General features: G+C 43.6%; 17 protein-coding genes and 1 pseudogene. 7 read left to right on the top strand and 11 right to left on the bottom strand.

Features of this window, described 5'->3' with window-relative positions; translation table 11 throughout:
* The first annotated feature begins 6 nt into the window (after nt 1–6).
* On the top strand, nt 7–849 hold the full coding sequence (locus HQN90_RS16560) for an aldo/keto reductase (protein WP_173220892.1): 843 nt from the start codon (nt 7–9) through the stop codon (nt 847–849).
* A gap of 135 nt (nt 850–984) precedes the next feature.
* Nucleotides 985–2,546 (top strand): annotated as a pseudogene (locus HQN90_RS16555) (catalase); the annotation flags it as partial.
* Between the two features lie 626 nt (nt 2,547–3,172).
* Here HQN90_RS16555 and HQN90_RS16550 read toward each other — a convergent pair.
* From HQN90_RS16550 to HQN90_RS16535, 4 genes are read right to left on the bottom strand one after another with little or no spacing between them, the layout of a single operon-like run.
* Nucleotides 3,173–3,655 carry a GyrI-like domain-containing protein gene (locus HQN90_RS16550; protein ID WP_173220641.1) on the bottom strand — a complete coding sequence of 161 codons (483 nt, stop codon included), beginning with the start codon at nt 3,653–3,655 and terminating at the stop codon, nt 3,173–3,175.
* A 56-nt stretch (nt 3,656–3,711) separates the two neighbouring features.
* Nucleotides 3,712–4,659 carry a helix-turn-helix transcriptional regulator gene (locus HQN90_RS16545; protein WP_173220639.1) on the bottom strand — a complete coding sequence of 316 codons (948 nt, stop codon included), beginning with the start codon at nt 4,657–4,659 and terminating at the stop codon, nt 3,712–3,714.
* Between the two features lie 12 nt (nt 4,660–4,671).
* Nucleotides 4,672–5,697 carry an SDR family oxidoreductase gene (locus HQN90_RS16540; RefSeq protein ID WP_173220637.1) on the bottom strand — a complete coding sequence of 342 codons (1,026 nt, stop codon included), beginning with the start codon at nt 5,695–5,697 and terminating at the stop codon, nt 4,672–4,674.
* 44 nt (nt 5,698–5,741) lie between these two features.
* Nucleotides 5,742–6,329 (bottom strand): NAD(P)H-dependent oxidoreductase, encoded by a 588-nt coding sequence (locus HQN90_RS16535; protein WP_173220635.1) that lies wholly within the window; start codon nt 6,327–6,329, stop codon nt 5,742–5,744.
* A 116-nt stretch (nt 6,330–6,445) separates the two neighbouring features.
* Between HQN90_RS16535 and HQN90_RS16530 the strand changes: the two genes are divergently transcribed.
* Complete coding sequence (locus tag HQN90_RS16530) at nt 6,446–6,874, top strand: MarR family winged helix-turn-helix transcriptional regulator (RefSeq protein WP_173220634.1); 429 nt, start codon at nt 6,446–6,448, stop codon at nt 6,872–6,874.
* A 106-nt stretch (nt 6,875–6,980) separates the two neighbouring features.
* Here the strand turns inward: HQN90_RS16530 and HQN90_RS16525 are convergent, their stop codons facing one another.
* Nucleotides 6,981–7,322, bottom strand: a complete 342-nt coding sequence (locus HQN90_RS16525; protein WP_173220632.1) for a zinc ribbon domain-containing protein YjdM — start codon at nt 7,320–7,322, stop codon at nt 6,981–6,983.
* Between the two features lie 279 nt (nt 7,323–7,601).
* On the opposite strand from HQN90_RS16525, the gene HQN90_RS16520 reads away from it, so the two are divergent.
* Entirely contained in the window at nt 7,602–7,940 is a 339-nt protein-coding gene (locus tag HQN90_RS16520) for a DUF4234 domain-containing protein (protein ID WP_173220630.1), read from the top strand.
* On the top strand, nt 7,903–8,337 hold the full coding sequence (locus HQN90_RS16515) for a DUF2752 domain-containing protein (protein ID WP_338042336.1): 435 nt from the start codon (nt 7,903–7,905) through the stop codon (nt 8,335–8,337). Before HQN90_RS16520 ends, HQN90_RS16515 begins: the two co-directional genes overlap by 38 nt.
* Before the next feature lie 120 nt (nt 8,338–8,457).
* Here HQN90_RS16515 and HQN90_RS16510 read toward each other — a convergent pair whose 3' ends face one another.
* From HQN90_RS16510 to HQN90_RS16490, 5 genes are all read right to left on the bottom strand, one after another.
* Nucleotides 8,458–10,137 carry an S-layer homology domain-containing protein gene (locus HQN90_RS16510; protein ID WP_173220626.1) on the bottom strand — a complete coding sequence of 560 codons (1,680 nt, stop codon included), beginning with the start codon at nt 10,135–10,137 and terminating at the stop codon, nt 8,458–8,460.
* A gap of 43 nt (nt 10,138–10,180) precedes the next feature.
* The gene (locus HQN90_RS16505; RefSeq protein WP_173220624.1) at nt 10,181–12,625 is read right to left on the bottom strand and encodes a hemoblobin-interacting domain-containing protein; all 2,445 of its coding nucleotides are present in this window, start codon (nt 12,623–12,625) and stop codon (nt 10,181–10,183) included.
* Nucleotides 12,626–12,774: 149 nt separating this feature from the next.
* Nucleotides 12,775–13,908 carry a response regulator gene (locus tag HQN90_RS16500; RefSeq protein ID WP_173220622.1) on the bottom strand — a complete coding sequence of 378 codons (1,134 nt, stop codon included), beginning with the start codon at nt 13,906–13,908 and terminating at the stop codon, nt 12,775–12,777.
* Nucleotides 13,905–15,707 (bottom strand): sensor histidine kinase, encoded by a 1,803-nt coding sequence (locus HQN90_RS16495; protein WP_173220620.1) that lies wholly within the window; start codon nt 15,705–15,707, stop codon nt 13,905–13,907. The genes HQN90_RS16500 and HQN90_RS16495 overlap by 4 nt, the downstream gene beginning before the upstream one ends.
* Nucleotides 15,708–15,781: 74 nt before the next feature.
* Nucleotides 15,782–16,216: an Lrp/AsnC family transcriptional regulator gene (locus HQN90_RS16490; protein WP_173220618.1), complete on the bottom strand. Its 435-nt coding sequence runs from the start codon at nt 16,214–16,216 to the stop codon at nt 15,782–15,784.
* A gap of 165 nt (nt 16,217–16,381) precedes the next feature.
* Between HQN90_RS16490 and HQN90_RS16485 the strand changes: the two genes are divergently transcribed.
* Nucleotides 16,382–16,837 carry a VOC family protein gene (locus tag HQN90_RS16485; protein WP_173220616.1) on the top strand — a complete coding sequence of 152 codons (456 nt, stop codon included), beginning with the start codon at nt 16,382–16,384 and terminating at the stop codon, nt 16,835–16,837.
* A 41-nt stretch (nt 16,838–16,878) separates the two neighbouring features.
* Here HQN90_RS16485 and HQN90_RS16480 read toward each other — a convergent pair whose 3' ends face one another.
* The gene (locus HQN90_RS16480; protein ID WP_173220614.1) at nt 16,879–17,037 is read right to left on the bottom strand and encodes a hypothetical protein; all 159 of its coding nucleotides are present in this window, start codon (nt 17,035–17,037) and stop codon (nt 16,879–16,881) included.
* A 157-nt stretch (nt 17,038–17,194) separates the two neighbouring features.
* Here HQN90_RS16480 and HQN90_RS16475 point away from each other — a divergent pair, with 157 nt between their 5' ends.
* Nucleotides 17,195–17,677: an anthrone oxygenase family protein gene (locus HQN90_RS16475; protein ID WP_173220612.1), complete on the top strand. Its 483-nt coding sequence runs from the start codon at nt 17,195–17,197 to the stop codon at nt 17,675–17,677.
* The last annotated feature ends 365 nt before the right edge of the window (nt 17,678–18,042 follow it).

Genomic DNA, 18,042 nt, shown 5'->3' with positions numbered 1-18,042 from the left:
TTTATGATGACAACACATTTACAAGACACAACTACCCTGCACAACGGAGTTAAAATGCCATGGTTCGGCCTTGGCGTATTTAAAGTAGAGGAAGGCGCTGAGTTGGTGGATGCGGTCAAGTCGGCTATTCGTCACGGTTACCGCAGTATCGATACGGCCGCTATTTATAACAATGAGACTAGCGTAGGGCAAGGCATTCGTGAAGCACTTGAGGAAACAAAGCTGTCCAGAGCGGACCTCTTCGTGACTTCAAAGGTATGGAATGCTGATCTGGGGTATGAAGCAACAATTGCCGCTTATGAGGCTAGTCTCAGCAAGCTCGGTCTGGATTACCTAGATTTGTATCTGATCCATTGGCCTGTAAAAGGGAAATATAAAGAGGCTTGGAGAGCTCTGGAAACCTTATATAAAGAAGGACGAGTAAAGGCGATCGGTGTTAGCAATTTTCAAATTCATCACTTGGAGGACGTTATCGAGGGTGCTGAAATTAAGCCTATGGTGAACCAGGTTGAATATCATCCGCTTTTATCTCAGAAGCCGCTGCTGCAGTTCTGCAAGGAGACAGGCATTCAATTCGAGGCGTGGTCCCCTTTGATGCAAGGTCAGTTGATGGACAATGCGGTGTTGAAAGAAATTGCTGCTAAACATGGCAAATCCGTTGCTCAGGTTATTCTTCGTTGGGATCTGCAGAACGGTGTCGTCACCATTCCGAAGTCCACCAAGGAACATCGCATTATCGAAAATGCTTCCGTGTTTGATTTTGCTTTAACCGAGACAGATATGGCTCATATCGATGGGTTAAACCAAGATCAAAGGGTCGGCCCAGATCCAGACAATTTTGATTTCTAAAATGATAGAGAGCGAAGACGCTATTTCTTTCTGACGAAAGGAATGGCGTCTTTCTCAATTCCGCATATTTTGTCCTCGAATGGCAAAAAGTACTAGAAGCAAATTGCGAAAGGATGAATACAGTACGCCATGGACAAAGAACAAAGCCAAGATATGACCCTAACCAATCGACAAGGCCACCCGATATCCGATAATCAAAACATCCGAACAATAGGCAACAGCGGTCCATCGACACTGGAAAATTATCATTATATCGAGAAAATATCGCATTTTGATCGGGAGCGGATTCCCGAACGGGTTGTACATGCCCGCGGCGCTGGAGCACATGGCTATTTCGAAGCTTACGGGAAAGTAGGAAATGAACCTGTTTCCACCTATACGCGAGCGAAGCTGTTTCAGGAACAGGGCAAACGCACGCCGGTCTTTGTCCGCTTCTCTACCGTTGTTCATGGCGGCCACTCTCCCGAAACACTGCGGGACCCTCGAGGCTTCGCCACTAAGTTTTATACGGAAGATGGAAACTGGGATTTGGTCGGAAATAACTTGAAAATCTTCTTCATCCGCGATCCGCTGAAATTTCCTGACATGGTTCACGCCTTTAAGCCAGATCCCGTTACGAACTTGCAGAACCCGGAGAGAATGTTCGACTTTGTCTCCAACAGCCCGGAAGCCACGCACATGATCACCTTTCTCTTCTCCCCATGGGGCATCCCAGCGAATTACCGGCAGATGCAGGGCTCTGGTGTGAACACCTACAAATGGGTGAACAAAGAAGGAGCTGCTGTGCTGGTCAAATATCACTGGGAGCCTATCCGCCAAGCGATTAAGAACCTGACCCAACAAGAAGCGGAAGCGATTCAAGCGAAGAACACGAGCCACGCGACGCAGGACCTGTATGAGGCTATTGCCAGTGGCGACTATCCCGAGTGGGAGCTATGCGTGCAAATCATCAGTGACGATGAGCATCCTGAGCTGGACTTCGACCCGCTGGATCCGACTAAGCTATGGGACCATGAACAGTTTCCTTTCTTGCCTGTAGGGAAAATGGTGCTGAACCAAAATCCCGAGAATTACTTCGCTGAAGTGGAGCAGGCTGCTTTTGGCACAGGCGTGCTCGTCGATGGCTTGGACTTTTCGGATGACAAGCTGCTGCAGGGACGCACCTTCTCCTACTCCGATACGCAAAGGCATCGTGTAGGAACGAACTATCTGCAATTGCCAATCAACGCGCCCAAAACGCATGTAGCTACGAATCAGCGCGATGGGCAAATGGCGTTCGTCGTAGACCGTGCACCGGGGCAGAACCCGCACGTCAATTACGAGCCGTCCTCGCTAGGCGGCTTGAAAGAAGCGGTTCCTTCCGGCAAGGAGCATCAGCCTGCCTACAATGCCAAGCTGGTTCGCGAGAAAATCAGCCGTACGAATATTTCAAGCAAGCGGGAGATACGTACCGGAAGTTTGAAGATTGGGAACGTGACGAATTGATAGCCAATCTAGTCGATGCGTTGAAAATTAGCAATCCCATCATCCAAAAGAAGATGATTGAGCATTTCACGCTGGCCGACCCGGATTATGGGCGCCGTGTTGCCGAAGGCTTGGCGCAAGCGCAAGTTGACGGCAAGCACATCAGCTCCGACTCTGCCAGAGCTGGCGCGAAGCTTGCCGATCAGTCGGGACAGCGTACGGATGGCTATTAGGAGTTGCAAGCTGTAAGAATAAAAAGAGGCTGTCCCATAAGTAGATAAACCTACTTGAGGGACAGCTTTTTTGATTGGGATTCGGAGAGGCTCAATCGTGCCTATTACAAACTTACTTTTACTTTTCGATTACCAACAGCTCGAATTTGTACATTATAACCTGACATAAACTGGCCGTTCTGCGTGTGATCTTCTTTCATGCGTATGACTATTGCTGTCCGGATCTACTTAGCTGTTACGGGTTCTGATAATTTCTTGATGAGCCTCCTCTTTCTCTGAGCTCTAGCTCCAGTTGCCTTCTCTAAACCTGCAATTATGCATCTTTTTTGCTCTTGGAATAGCCGCAACGATTAAATTCCTGCATTTGTGCAGGCTTTTGAGGCTTTTTCTGGATGAGCGGCTGAAAAAGACAAAAATGCCTGCACAATTGCAGGCATTTTTGTCTTTTTCAGCCGAATTCGCCCGGAAATTCCTGTATTTTCGCAGGCTTTTACACTCGGGTGAACTGATCTGCTCTGATCTGGAAGCCCCTTCATCCCACATGCAATTATAGAGTAATCAATCCCATCATCTATCGATGCTTACCTACTAAATTCGGCTTATGGGACAGCCTCTATTTTTTCTATTTATTTAATTGCAATGAAGATCTGTATCTGCGTCTGCGCAGGATCGGAATTTCTGGCGTCATACAACTCGTAATCTCCCGTATACGCCCTTACTTCCTCTGATTCCTTGAAATATGCCCAAATATTTCCCCACGCCTGTGCGACTACTTCATAGACAGGGCCCTTTTCTGTCGTAAATACCATGAATTTACTCGCTGGCACTTGAACAGTATGGAACTTGCCTTCATCTTGCGACGTATCACCGGCCACTTCGTGCCCGATCAGAGTCGTATATGCGCCTGCAGCATCACTTTCATAATCTGTATAAAGCGAATAGATCAGATGAGAATTAATAGTCGGGGCTTGCGTCGTGATTTGGCTTTGAAAGTAGGTTTCCCACAGCTGTGGCAGCCGCCGATTCGGACCCGCTTCCTCTGCGTTGGTGGTTCGTACATGAACACCTGTTAAGGTTATTGCTGGTTGCTCCGTTATATATGTATGCATAGCTTCGTCCTCATCTCCTTGTATTTATCATTAGTATACAGGGAGAAAGTGGACACCTATCTGTCCAGTTTCTTATACCGCTCCATAATTTTTTGTGCCCGATTCACCATTTCTTCAGCTACGTGGATCGGTTCTTCGACTTTGACATGTTCGCCGTAACTCAGCAGCATGCCGTACAGCCATTCATCTTCGGTGAAGGGTCCTTTTACCTGCAAAGAACCATCCTCCTGTACGGTAACTTGCTGCGGATCGAAAGTATCTCCAACGCGGTGCCGAACTTTCGAATCGAATAGAAATGTCATCTCTTGCAAATTCGCATTCGACCAATTCGACTCCCAGGCGTAGCCCTCTAACGAAGGGGCTTGTTTCCTTACAAAGGATTGCTCCAACACCCGCAGCTCCTGTATACGCGATAATCGAAACACTCGAAATTCACTTCGAAGCGTGCAATAAGCCTGCAAATACCATAGGTATCCTTTTAAAATTAAAGCGGCAGGCTCGACGACTCTCTCGCTCTCCGTACCGTTCATATTCAAGTACTTGAAGCTAACCTTGCTTGTATGCTCAATCGCCTGTCTCAGGCTGTTCACTTTATCCCGCGCAGCGGGTCCTTGCCCCCACGGATTGAAATCGAAAACAATGCCCGCTCCCTGCTGCTCCATTTGAAGCCGATCTACTCGACTGAGCAGCGCCTTTACCTTATCCAGCAGGGTGCCGAACACGCGGTCATCCACGGCTGTATGTATCCCTTTGACCGCCGCGACGATCGCCTCAATTTCACTGAGCGTTAAGAATTGCCGAGCCATGGTGTAAGGTTCCATGATTTCAAATCCGCCGGAGATGCCCTGATGGGCCACAATCGGAATGCCCGATTGATTCAAAGTCTCCATATCCCGATAAATCGTCTTCGTCGAAACTTCAAAACGGTCAGCCAATTCTTTGGCACTGACACGCCCGCGATTCAACAGCAGCACCGTCATTGCCAGCAAGCGGTCAATTTTCATCTTCTTCGTCGATCAGATCCGCGCAGCGTTCATTTGCTGAATAGCGGCATCCAGAACCTGAATCACTTGATCACACCACTGATCAAATTCGTGATCCTCTTTTTGCAGCTCAGGGTGGGCAAGCAGGTTAGCGACGGTTTGCTTGATTCCTTGGTCGAATCGCGTTGTTGCGACGAATTCAGGAACCAGCCTTTTCAGCTTGGCATTGTCGAATACGACGGAGTTTGCTTTATCCCCCAACAAGCCGCCTCTGAAATCCTCTTTGCTGCAGGCATCCAGGAATTCCGAGGATACATGAACGGCTTGCAGCTTCACGCCAAGCGCAGCGGCAATGGCTTCATAAATTTGGTTCCAGGTCAACGTTTCATCGGACGTGATATGAATAGATTCGCCAATCGCATGCAGATTGCCCATTAGCCCAATAAAGCCTTTGGCAAAATCCGAATTATGCGTCATCGTCCACAGCGAAGTCCCATCCCCATGGATAATAACCGGCTTATTCTCCAACATACGCTTAGCAACCTGCCAGGAACCTTTGCTTCCATGGACGCCTAGTGGAATGGAGCGCTCATCATACGTGTGACTTGGTCTTACAATCGTAATCGGGAAGCCATGTTCCCGGTACTGCTTGATCAAGTACTCTTCACAGGCAATTTTATTTCTGGAATACCCCCAGTAAGGATTAGATAAAGGCGTTCCCTCGGTAATCCGGTAGTCAGATAATGGCGTTTGGTAGGCTGAAGCCGAGCTAATAAACAGGAATTGCTTCGTTTTATCCTTGAATAAACGATAATCTCGTTCCAATTGGGCAGGTTCGAATGCGATGAAATCAGCCACCACATCAAACGTTAAATCTGCAATCAAACTAGCTACTTTGCTCTCGTCATTAATGTCTGCCTGAAGGATCTTGGCACCGACGGGCAAAGCCTCATTGCGTGTACCTCGATTCAACAAATATAACTCGCATCCCTGCTCTAACAGCTGCTTGGTAATCGCCGAACTAATCGTCCCTGTTCCCCCAATGAATAGCGCTCTCATACATCCACCTCCGTTACGAATACCTTAACCATAGCATGCGTGCATTAGGATGACAAACTTCTGAAATACCGATAAATTCGGTTTAATTTCTGCTCCTGCTTCCCCTTCGGACTCTCCATATTCCCGAATTCAAAAAACTTCACCTTGTTGATCCCCACGTATTGAAATAATGCTTTCTTCATCAAAACTTTGTGCGCATTATGCAGCCAGAACAGCGGGTACAAGGCAGGCCCTTTCATGCTTGAAATGCACACGACTGACCTACCCTTTAGAAGACCTTCCGGCAATAAACCTCCCTTATCCCGGTAAGCGAAATCTGAAGCAAACATGTGATCAATATACCCCAACAGCATAGCCGGAGGACGTCCCCACCAAATCGGATAAATAAGCACAATTTTCTCAGCCCATAGAAGTTGATGCCGATATTTCTCCAGCTTCGGGTCAGCGTGCATATCCCTTCTGCGTTTCTCCTTATTGAAAACAAGGATCGGATCAAATCCCTCCTCATACAAATCGAGCACCTTGATCTCCGATATTTCGGGATTCTCCGTACTGCCTTGAATGACTTTCTGCAAAAAGGCAAAGCTTAAACTTTGATGATTAGGATGGGTATAAATAATTAATGTTTTCATCGAGCCACCTCTTACTTATCATTTGATAATAAAATCGTATCACGACTTCATTTTGTTGTCAAATGATAATTGTTTTTTGATAATGTATTGAGTATGATCAATATGAGGTGGTCTCTTTGGACAATAAAGCATTTTTCCATAAACTTGTGCTCTTTACCGCTGGCGTTCTTCAAGTCAAGCATGATTTTACAAAAGATGTTAAACCGGATACGATTACTCCTGTTCAATACGGCATCCTAGAGTATCTTGCGGTTAGTCAGCCGGTTACCCTTAGTCAAATTAGCGATTGTCAGCATATGTCCATGCCCAATACGAGCCGCGAATTGAAAAAACTAACCGAAAAAAAGCTATGCGAAAAGACAATCGACCCGAACGATCAACGCAAGCATTATATTCGGCTATCTCCCGAAGGACAAGCGATGATGAACAACGCCTTCCAAATTGTCGAAGCCCGCTTCTTGGAACGGGTCCAAGCGGCCACGGAAGAAGAGCGGGAAGCCATTGAGCGTGCGCTGGATGTGCTTCACTCTAAGGTGTTCTACTAAGCTGAGCCTCCTTGGGCATGCAAATAAGGGCTGTTCCGAGTAGATAAATCTACTTGAGAACAGCCCTTTCTTCGTGCAGCGGGAACCTCAGTATCCCGAGAATGCCTTACACCTTTTTAACAAACTCCGATTTCAGCTTCATTTCTCCAAAACCATCAATTTTACAATCAATATCGTGATCGCCATCCACTAAACGAATGTTTTTTACCTTTGTCCCTATTTTTAAAACGGAGGAGCTCCCTTTGACTTTCAGATCCTTGATGACTGTTACCGAATCGCCGTCGTTAAGGATATTTCCATTGGCATCCTTGACCACTTTGGTCTCTTCCTTATGATCCGTATTTGAGGCCAACGACCACTCGTGAGCACATTCCGGGCAAATCAATAAATTCCCGTCTTCGTAGGTGTAGGCGGAACTACATTTAGGGCAATTGGGTAACTCTGTCATAATTTCATTTCTCCATTCAATGATATCTGTAGGTTTCTTATCTGCTTGTATTCTGTCACAATCTTGGTCGAATGACAAAGTTTTTTTGGGGAACAAAATTATGCAGATATCTATGAATACATCTTGTATTGCTATTACTATTTTTATATACTTAGAATGTCGTTTTTTGCCATTTCCTGACGAAATTCAATGACAACCTAGTTTTATGCAAAGTGTAAGATTGATTTTACGGCGTCATAGATGCCTATAAATAAATAAAGCATCAGAGGTGTATGTGTAATGATTATGCAAAGAAGCTTAGGGCTGGCCATTGTTTTATCCTTAATTACTTGTGGCATTTATGCAATTTACTGGTTTATTGTTCTAACCAACGATGTCGGCAAGCTAAGTGGAGACTCATCGTTTACTGGGGGCAAGCATTTCCTGCTGACATTAGTCACTTGCGGTATTTGGAGCTTCGTCTGGGCTTATCAAGTCGGTAAACAAATCGCAGAAGTGCAACATCAACGCGGCTATCTGGTAACTGATAATTCCGTTCTTTATCTTGTGCTTAACTTCTTCGGATTAAGCATCGTAACCTATGCATTGGTACAATCGGATGTTAATAAACTGGTATAAACTTAGTACCGTAAGGAATTCCAAACTTGTTTGGGGTTCCTTCCTTCTCGTTGGGGGGCTATTATATCTTGAGATAGGAATACCGGTGATACATATCGAGGTTCCTTGTATATTTCATGCGGTGACAGGGCTGTATTGTCCGGGATGCGGAATTACGAGGGTTGCTCTTTCTTTGTTAAAATGGGATTTCTATCAGGCATTTCGATATAATCCCTTGGTGTTCGTACTTCTTCCTTTGTATCTAACTTTTCTGATGGCGAATAAGCAAGGAATGTCACGGACTAGCCATATTATAATGACTGTCATGTTGATAGCAACCATTAGCTTCGGCCTATTGCGAAATATTCCGGCCTTTGATTGGCTGGCACCAACCATAGTTGATTATAAGTCATTGTGACTGAATTGCCTCACGGCTGTTCGGTCATTTTTTTATAAGTTGCATAAAAAAGAGGGGAAGTCTCTAAGATCAAATTGATCTTAAGGACTTCCCCATTTGGGTTAATTAATTACCCAACATTTAGTTAATAAATTTAGCGTATTGCAACAATCGCTTCAGCATAACAACAGCTTGAGCACGACTAGCATTGGCGGAAGCTACGAACGTAGTATCTGTCATACCCGAGATAATACCAGCTTTGACGGATTGAGCAACAGAAGCTTTCGCCCAATCGCTGATTTGCGAGTTATCCGTAAACTTGTTCAATAGCTCATCTGAGCTATCAACAGTCAGGCCTGCAGCGCTTAGCGCCTTGGCTACCATGACAGCCATTTGTTCACGTGTAATTTGCGCATTAGGTTTGAACGTACCGTCTTCATAGCCGCTCACCAGCTTGCTTTTCACAGCAGCACCAATGGATCCAGCGTACCAATCTGTAGCTTGGACGTCCTTGAAGGAAGCTGCGGATGCATCAGCACTCAAAGCCAACGCACGTATGAGCAAGGATGCAAACTCAGCACGCGTGATCGCATGGTCGGGTGCAAAATCTTTATCAGTTGCACCGCTAACGACCAACTTGGAAGCTAATAGCTCGATATCAGATTTGGCCCAATGTCCTTGGATATCATCAAAGGTTTTGGTGGATGAAACAACCCCATAGATACTATTGCCATTTCGTTTAATCGTCACTTGTTGCTTGCCAGCGGCATTATCTCCGAATACACTTGGAACGAAGGAAATATCATGGCTAGTTGGATCATACAGAACACCAGTGGACGTTCTTGGATCTACAGTTTCCGATAAGCCGATACTGCGATTCACATAGTTCGTCCCGAAGTCCTTCAACTCTTTCGTTTGACCATTCCCTTCAGCGACGATGCTGAAATCAACCGAGTGTCCAAGGCTGGTCGCTCCTTTTTTGCCGGCACTTTCTTGGATTTGCTTCTCAAGATCGGTGCTTGCAACCGAGATATTCAAGTGAAGGGTTACTTTCGAGCTGTCCGTACCTAATGAACGAGCAATTTCATCGAAATTCAGCACAGTCAAAGGCAGGGAGTACGATTCCTTATCGGAATAAATGCGAATTACGGCATTGGAGTTCTTCAATCCTTCCAGAAGGACAGATACTGGAAGGGAAACATTGGTAGTACTATTTGCGTCGATATTGCCTACTTTAATAGCAATGACAGGCGTTTGATCTGTCTTGCCTTGATCTTTAAGTTGAACAAAAGCATCGCTCAGAAACTTGTTGTCAATAGAGACCAACGTTGTCACTTTGCCATCTGGGCCTGTCACTTTGTTAGAAGTGATTGCGCTTGGGCTGATTTCCACGTTGGCTGGGGTGACTGTGTTGGCGGCTGGGACGCCTCCACCTCCACCACCGCCTCCGCCAGTTTGTGGTGGGGTTACTGGTGTTGGAGCCTTAACCACTAATTCCCGCGTTGCAACAGAGTCTGCTTGTCCAGCAGTAACCGCGTATGTCCCAGCTGTTTCATTGCTGGCTAGTGTGAATGAGCTAGAAAACTGTCCGTCTTTTACCTTAACAATATCGTAGAACACCGTACTATTCGCTGGCCGAATCACTTGAATAATCACTTCATCCAGTGTTGATGTCCCCGAAACGGTAACAGAACCGCCAGGCTGAATAGCTGATATTGTATTCAATGTCACTGCTGCTGCACTAGTTGCGAATACGGCAGCCGGCAGGAGTGATAAACAAAGCGTTAAAATTAAAAGAATACTTAACTTGCGTATTTTCACTTTTGCGTTCCTCACTTTCGATTTAACCATTTTTTTCTAAAAATCAATCTTCTTCATTATTATTGTTGTTATTCCCGTTAAGCAAGGCTTGATCTAGCTCAAACTGCGTTTTTACTGTTGCTAGATTTAATCCGATATTGGTTGAACTATTGCTGTACTGGCTAACGACAAATGCTTTTACGGTATAATTCGTATTCGTCCCGGCATCCGCAACATTAAAGTTAGCTGAGTATGTTCCTGTACCGATTTTTAAATTAGACGCAACAATACTTACTGGACTTGCTCCGTTAAATAACTCAAAAATAACCGTTTGGTTCCCATTGCTACTATTTTTATTAGCATTATTTACTAAATTAATCTTTGCAGTAATTCCGTTTTCTGCAGTGACTGCCGGTGCAGTCATATAGAATATTTCAGATGACTTATAGGCGTAGCCCCCAAAATATTGGGTGCTGTAACCATCGGCATCAATATAAACTTGATAGGATTGCCCCTCTTGGAAAACACCTTTGGCAATAGTAAGTTTACCTGCCGAAAGGGAATACTCAGAACTAGTCAATTCTCTATACGTTTCCACTTTTTCATCGAATACATTAACTGCTCTAACTTTGGTTCTCCATGCATCATTATCTGTAAATACAAACTCACTTGCTATATTGCTTAATAAATAACCTGTAATTTCAGGAGTTCTAGAGGCAATCAGTTCATCTAATGCTTCATTGCGATACGTATCATATTGATTGCTAACCACCTTCTCTTCAACTTTGACTTTGATAGAGCCTTGCTTTATCGCATTGTGAAAGAAGATATTTATTTTATTACCTTGAACAGAAACAATATCTTGCGGATTCAAATCTGTGTAAGTTAAGCCATTATCTAATGAAATTGTAATTTTTCCATGTAATTGACTTATTCCGCCCACAATCGTTTGATCCACTAGATTAATATCTACATTATTTTGCTTAAACGCTAAACTTAACCAACGACCTTCTTGTGAAAAGTAACTTTCGCGAAGAGCTAAATTTGGTGTAACTGTATAAAACCAGTTGGTTTCAGCATATCCAGTTAATATGTTACCTGAAGCATCTTTAAAATGACCGGGATAAAAACTAAAATAGAATTGAGACCCTGTCAATGGAACTGCAAAATGAATGAGTGCCTTATGGTCCGAGAACGTTACCGTTGTATTAGCAGGAAGAGTGTAAAACCAACCATTTTCATACCACTGGACATTTTTTAAAAAATCAGGAATATCATTTTTAGCATTGAAGACATCTTCATCGAAAACAAGCGTTAAATCTTGAAAATTCGGAAAAGTAGCATATAAAAATTTAGGCATTGTAGTATCTTTCGGGTTAGGGTCTACACCCCCAGCATTCGCTTGGAATACAGCCGTTAATCTATCGTCACCTTGTGTATTTCCATAAGAATCTCTAATCGTATTTCCACCTATCGAAATTTGATTGCTTGCACCTGTGAGAGCCTCTGTAAAATCAATAATTAGTTTATTACTAGTGATGGATACTGTATCCGTAGCAACTAATCCTTTACCATTTGAGCTGTCGCCTTTATATAAATAAATACGGCCTTTCAAATTGGATCCATTTGTGTTCTCATAAATATCCTTATCAAAGGTAATCGTTACTTTATGATTGTCACTACTAACTTCTGTACTTTGAATGACTGGAGGGCTAACCGGTAGCTTCATTTCTTGGTTGATATTACCTTCTGCATCTCTTATAGTGCCACTAGCAATTTTGACAATCGTGTTGGCACCTAAAATAATCTTCATGTTATTAGGATATTCTAAATGAATGACTCTTGAATTATTTTTACGTGCTATACCTGTTTCTAAGAAAGGAGAGAAATTCACGCCATCTGTTGAAACACTCAAATTACTTTTTAAGAATGTTTGAATTTGGTCATTGTTGGAGTCGTCTGGGGCATTAATAAAGAGATCTTCATCAAAATTCAAATCTACGTTTCTGCCTTGATTACCAGAAGTCGAACCAATGAATGCAGGCGCAGTAATATCACGCGCGGAGATATTGGAGACGACCACGTCGGTGTTTGAGGCAATTCCATCTCTATTCATTAAGGAGCCTGTTTTAACATTAATGGCATTGGTTATACCTGTTAAGGGAGTGCCTAAAGTAATGAACAATGTCCCATCTACCATACTAATCGTGTTATTGGCATTATCCGCCGAAAGATCAACGAATGAGTTGGCGCCGGAACGCCCAATTTGGATCTTTGATTTTAAATCTACTAAATCGGTAGTTGGAGTCGCATACGTATTAAATGTAACTGTTACCGTTGTGTTATTATTACTTACAACTGCTGATGCCGAAGTAATTGCCGTAGGCATTGTTGCATAACTTCCTGTAGGTGAAACTGTGATAACCGTCATGACGGCTAATACAATCGCCATCATTTTTGATAAAACACCTAGAAATCCTGACCTGTTTATTCCACGATTACTTCCCATCTGATTTCCTCACTCCTAAATATAGTTGTTTGTTATTTCTTCCCTCTAAAACCAAGTATACCTGACCCCAATGACCAGAAAATGACAAACTTCGACAGCAAAAAGAGCCACCATGATTCTGGGGCCCTATTTATTATTTTCCTTCTATTTCAAAACAGCTCCGAAAGCAATTGCGTATATAATTCAGCAGCCTCACGAGATGGCTTTAAGCCCATTTCTTTATCCAAGTTTCCTGCATATTGCATGTATTGCCGAGTCAACGCCTCTTTATTCTCCTGCTGAGCCAAAGCCTTCATTAGCAATATGAAAGAACCTTCATCCAGTTCATTCCGTGTCATGAGCTTGGAGAGCAATCGGATGGCAACCTGCGTATCTCCTTTTTCTAACAAGGCGGCACTTAAGCGCTGGGTAAAAGAGGTATACAGAAGCGCTAGGCGTTCAACTTCGTTCAGTGCCCAAGCAAAGGCAGTATCTCCGAATAAGTCGCCCGCATACAGCTGTTCAATCTCTAAGGCTTGTTCCAAATTGGACTCGTCCACCACAGGCAATTGCCTACAGCCTTCTTCAAATCTCAAAAGATCAACCTTCACTTGATTCAGGCTGAGTGCATAATGATTGCTGTCAGAATGCAAGATTTCCTTTAAGCCAAAGGCGTCCAACACCTTGCGGAGCTTATAGACTGTCGTATTTAAATACATTTCCGCATTCTTCTGCGGCATGTCGCCAAACATATCGTCAATGAGCCTCGTACGGGAGACAAGCCTCTCTTTTTGAATCAGCAAATATCCAAAGAGCTCTATGCTTTTACTTGATTTCCACTTGGCCCGCATCCCTTGTGTACTTTGAATATCAATTTCGCCTAAGCAATTGAACTTAATTTCTTTGAAAATGGGCTCTCGTTCCGTCCGTACAAGGGGGGCTGGTTGTTTTTTGGCCATCGCTCTCTCCATCGTTTTGTGCAGTCTTTCTTGCACAACGGGTTTGACAATATAGTCGAAAGCATGGACATCGAAGGCAAACAAGGCATATTCCTTATGAGAGGTTATAAAGACGATCTTCACTTCATTGCCGCTCTCCCGCAATCGTTCGGCAAATTCCAGTCCATTCTCCTTCGGCATGCTAATATCTACAAAGATAAGGTCCACATCATGATTCATCAAATAAGAATAAGCTGCTGCCGTATCCATGAAGCTGCCTACAATTTCGACCTCCTTCACTTTGGAGAGCATACGCTTCATAATTAAATGCATCGCTTTCTCATCATCAATACAAATGACCTTCATGCCCGTCCCCCTATTAAGCTGTCTGATTGTTTAGATGAAGCTTCCGAAAGCGTAGGGATAGAGAAATAGAAGGTGCTTCCTTGCGCAGGTGTACTGTCAAACCAGATTTCTCCCCCATTTAAGTGAACGAACTCTCTGCATAACGTAAGTCCTAATCCAACCCCCTTCTCTCCGGCTGTTCCCGTTGAAGAAACCGGGTAGTCCTCCTGCAGCAGCATACTGGCTTGATCCGAAGTGATTCCATCCCCTGTATCGCTTACTGAAACGACCACTTTATGATCTCTGTGTTCTGCCTTTAATCGGATGATGCCTCCGAAATCTGTAAATTTAATTGCATTGGACAGCAGGTTCCGAACAATCAAATCAAGCATTTCTTTATCGGCATAAACGAATGTATCTTTGGGAATTTCGGAAATAATTTGTATCTGCTTATTCTCACTACGGACGAGCAATAACCGTAAACTGATTTGAATGGTTTGCGCCAAATCTCTTTCCACTGGCTTGAAAATCATACCTCCGCTCTGGCTCCGGAACCATTCCAATAAGCTTTCTACCAAGGTAAAGGTATTATGAATTTGCTGGCCCATTTCGTTCACAATTTCTTGCTGATCCTCCCCATAGGTCTGCATTTCCTCTTCCATCAGCTCCATCAGATTGACGAGCACAGCCAAAGGATCACGAATATCATGGGCCACTACACTAAACATTTTATCCTTAAACGTATTAAGTTCCCGCAGCTGTTTCGCATTCTCAAGCAGGGTGATCTCGGAGCGTACCATGTCTGTTACATCGCTTAACAAAAGCATTTTGCCTACAGGTTTTTGGTTTTTATCATTAATAAAGGACACATGGACGTTATAAAATTGCTCATCTGCATGGCCTGCAAGTTGGACCTTGCCTTCCATAAAGGGGCCTTGCTTTATCTTGTCCAGCAGCACGGGATACTGGCTAAATACTTGGACCGCAGGCTGTCCGATCCACTTACTGTTGATTCCGGCAATAACGCGCTTGGCAGACTGATTAAAGCTAGTCAGACTATTATCCAAATCGAACACGATAACCGCATCCTGCATGGAAGCAAACACCTTTTGCAAGGCCAAAGGAGCTAATCGCAGCATATTAAATTGATAAATGCCCCACATATAAAACACGCCTGAGATAATAAATCCGAACGGTGAAATATCAATAGGCATATAGATAACACCGCTCAAATAAACCAGTGTAAAGCCGTATGGTCCCCATGAGCCAATAATCATCAGAGCAACTTGTTTCTTCATTCGCAGCTTTTCTTTGATAAACATTTGAATCATCAAAACCATGCCTACTACAAAAAAAGAATAGGAATAATAGACATGAAGCTTGTATAAAGGTCCTTTGACCAAAGTGACTAGCGGGAATCCCTCTGAATAATTAAGTGTCATACTTTTATAAAAGAGATGATGCAATTCATTCGTATGATGTGAAACGAACGTAATGGTAGGTACAATCATAAGCGCAGCAACAAGCCATTTGCGAACAAGCGCTTGGCGTCCTGTATATTGCAAGACCATGATAAACCATAAGACTGTCCCGAAAGGTATACCCATGTATTCAATCCGCAGCCAGAAGCGTATATGTTCCAAGGAGGTACTGACAATTTCGAAGGCATATCCAAACGTATAGAAGGCACCGGTTAGCATCCCCAAACCATAGCTGATCGCAATGGGAAGCTCTCTTCTTTTCCAGCAAAGATATGAAATAGCGAGTGAGCAGCAAGTTGCTGCCATTAGAAGTGCAGATAAATACATATTGTAGCTCATTGATGCTAGCCCCCGCGCCGGATATAAACAGATATTCTATGACTTCTATGTTAGCAGAAACATGCTGGATTCATTTAGAGTAATATTCTGTTTTCTAAAATATTTTTCAAACAAATATGAGATTTGGAAGGGCCTATCTTTACAAGCGAGTCTTGAAACTCGGCAACTTCCTCAATGGAAGCCGTTTGTACTTTGATCAGATAGTTGAATTCCCCACTAATGCGAAATAAATCAGTGACCTCCTTAGCCGCTTCGCAAAAGTCAACAAGCTCTTGGCAATGCTCGGTTTTAATCAAAATAAACGTGCTCGTGCCTCGATTCAGATCCCGCAGATTAAATACAGTGCTGTACCCGGAAATAATTTTTTTATCCTCTAGCTTTAATATCCTTTCTTTCACAGAGGGCTGCGACATCGCGATTTCTTTACTGATCTGAGAGATAGGCATTCGCGCATTATGCTGAAGTAATTTCATAATCTTTCTATCAATATCATCAATTTGATGATTCATAGCTATATAACGCCTCCAAAATTCAACTTATAAAATAAGATATTACAGCTCAAATAAGTTATTTAATTAACTATTTTACTATAAAACCCTTATCTTTCATATGTATTCCTTATAGTCAAATACCTATAATGAAAATAATAACTTATGTACAAGGAGAGATTCGAGATGAGCGTAAGAGGCCTTGCCCATGTGGCGATACAAGCGAATGATTATCAAGGAACTATTCGGTTTTATACCGAAGTTTTAGGGTTTACAAGAGGCCATCATTGGAGTTTGCCTTCTTTTCAAATCAAAGAAGCCTGTATGCTGGTTTCTGCTGATCGGCGAACCTGCATAGAAATCTTTGACCGTGAGGCTGTCATCCCTGCTCAAGGAAAGAAAGCTGCATCTGAAGAAGAGATTGCTCATGGGGCATTATTGCATTTGGCCTTTTATGTGGATGATGCAGAAGAAGTGTACCATAAAGCCCTTGCTCACGGGGCAAAAATTTGCGCAGAGCCAAGCCGGCTTTCTCTCGGACAACCACCGCTCATCGTAAACAATGCGCTTATTTATAGTCCCAATGGCGAGGTTATTGAATTCATAGAGGAAGTTGATTTTAATGTCTCCTCGCACAAATGAAAGAGCACCCTTAGGAAGGGTGCCTTTCCTCGTTAAACACGTTATTTTTTAATAAGCTTCAGGGTGAGAGCTTGCTCCTCTGTCAAAATGAATTCCTCCTTAGGCCAAAAGTCCTCATCCTTGTCTCTGCCGAATAGACGAAGAATGTCATTCCAAACGCCTTTTTCCATAGCTTCTGAAGCTGAAATCATAATTTTCAAAGCGAACACCTCCTGTCCTCACTATAGGGGATGGACGACTCCTAAATCAAATTCCTGCTATAAATCACTTTACAAAATAAGGGATTTATTATACATATGAGATAGGTAAATAATTGGAGAAAATCGTAGGATAGCTCCGAATGGGAGGCAGCAAATCATGGGTAACCTGCTCTTTGGCTTAATCTTTGCTTCCGCGTTAGGTTCCGGCTTAATGGCTGGATTGTTTTTCGCCTTTTCGACTTCCGTGATGGCAGCTCTCTCTCGCCTTCCGGCCGAACAAGGGATTGCCACGATGCAATCCATCAACATCCTCATACTCAATCCGTTGTTTAGCTTGATCTTTATGGGAACTAGCTTATTGTGCATCATTATTGGGATTTATTCATTGTTCAAATGGGGCACACCAAGCGCCGCCTATCTGCTCGCCGGCAGCATCCTTTATTTCGTCGGTGTCTTCCTGGTGACCGTTATATTCAACGTGCCGCTTAACGACACCTTAGCCGCGGTGACACCTGGCAGCTCAGAAGGAGCTAAACTCTGGACTCAATATTTGGCTAGCTGGGTACCGTGGAATCATGTGCGGACATTAGCTTCACTCGTGTCATTGGGGGCTTTTGTCATCGGACTGCGCAAGTGGTGAACGACAATAATGGGGTTGTCCCATAAGTAGATAAACCTACTTGAGGAATATGGCGTCCGGATCTTTTTCACTATAGCTTGTTACGGGTTCTGATAATTTCTTGATGAGCCTCCTCTTTCTTCAAGCTCTAGCTCCAGTTGCTTGCTCTATTCCTGCAATTATGCATCTTTTTTGCTCTTGGAAGAGCCGCAACTATTAAATTCCTGCATTTGTGCAGGCTTTTAAGGCTTTTTCTGGATGAGCGGGTAGCGTCAAGAAGTTTGTGTAATAGGTCTTGTAGGGTTATTCATCGGGACGATGAATAGGTTTATTGTCTGAACGAATTCAGGGGGATCCCCCTGAATTTTTTGGATTTAAATCCCATT

Origin of the sequence: Paenibacillus alba (assembly GCF_013204855.1) — a bacterium.
Classification (GTDB): Bacteria; Bacillota; Bacilli; order Paenibacillales; family NBRC-103111; genus Paenibacillus_E; species Paenibacillus_E alba.
This window is presented reverse-complemented; position numbering and strand designations above follow the sequence as displayed.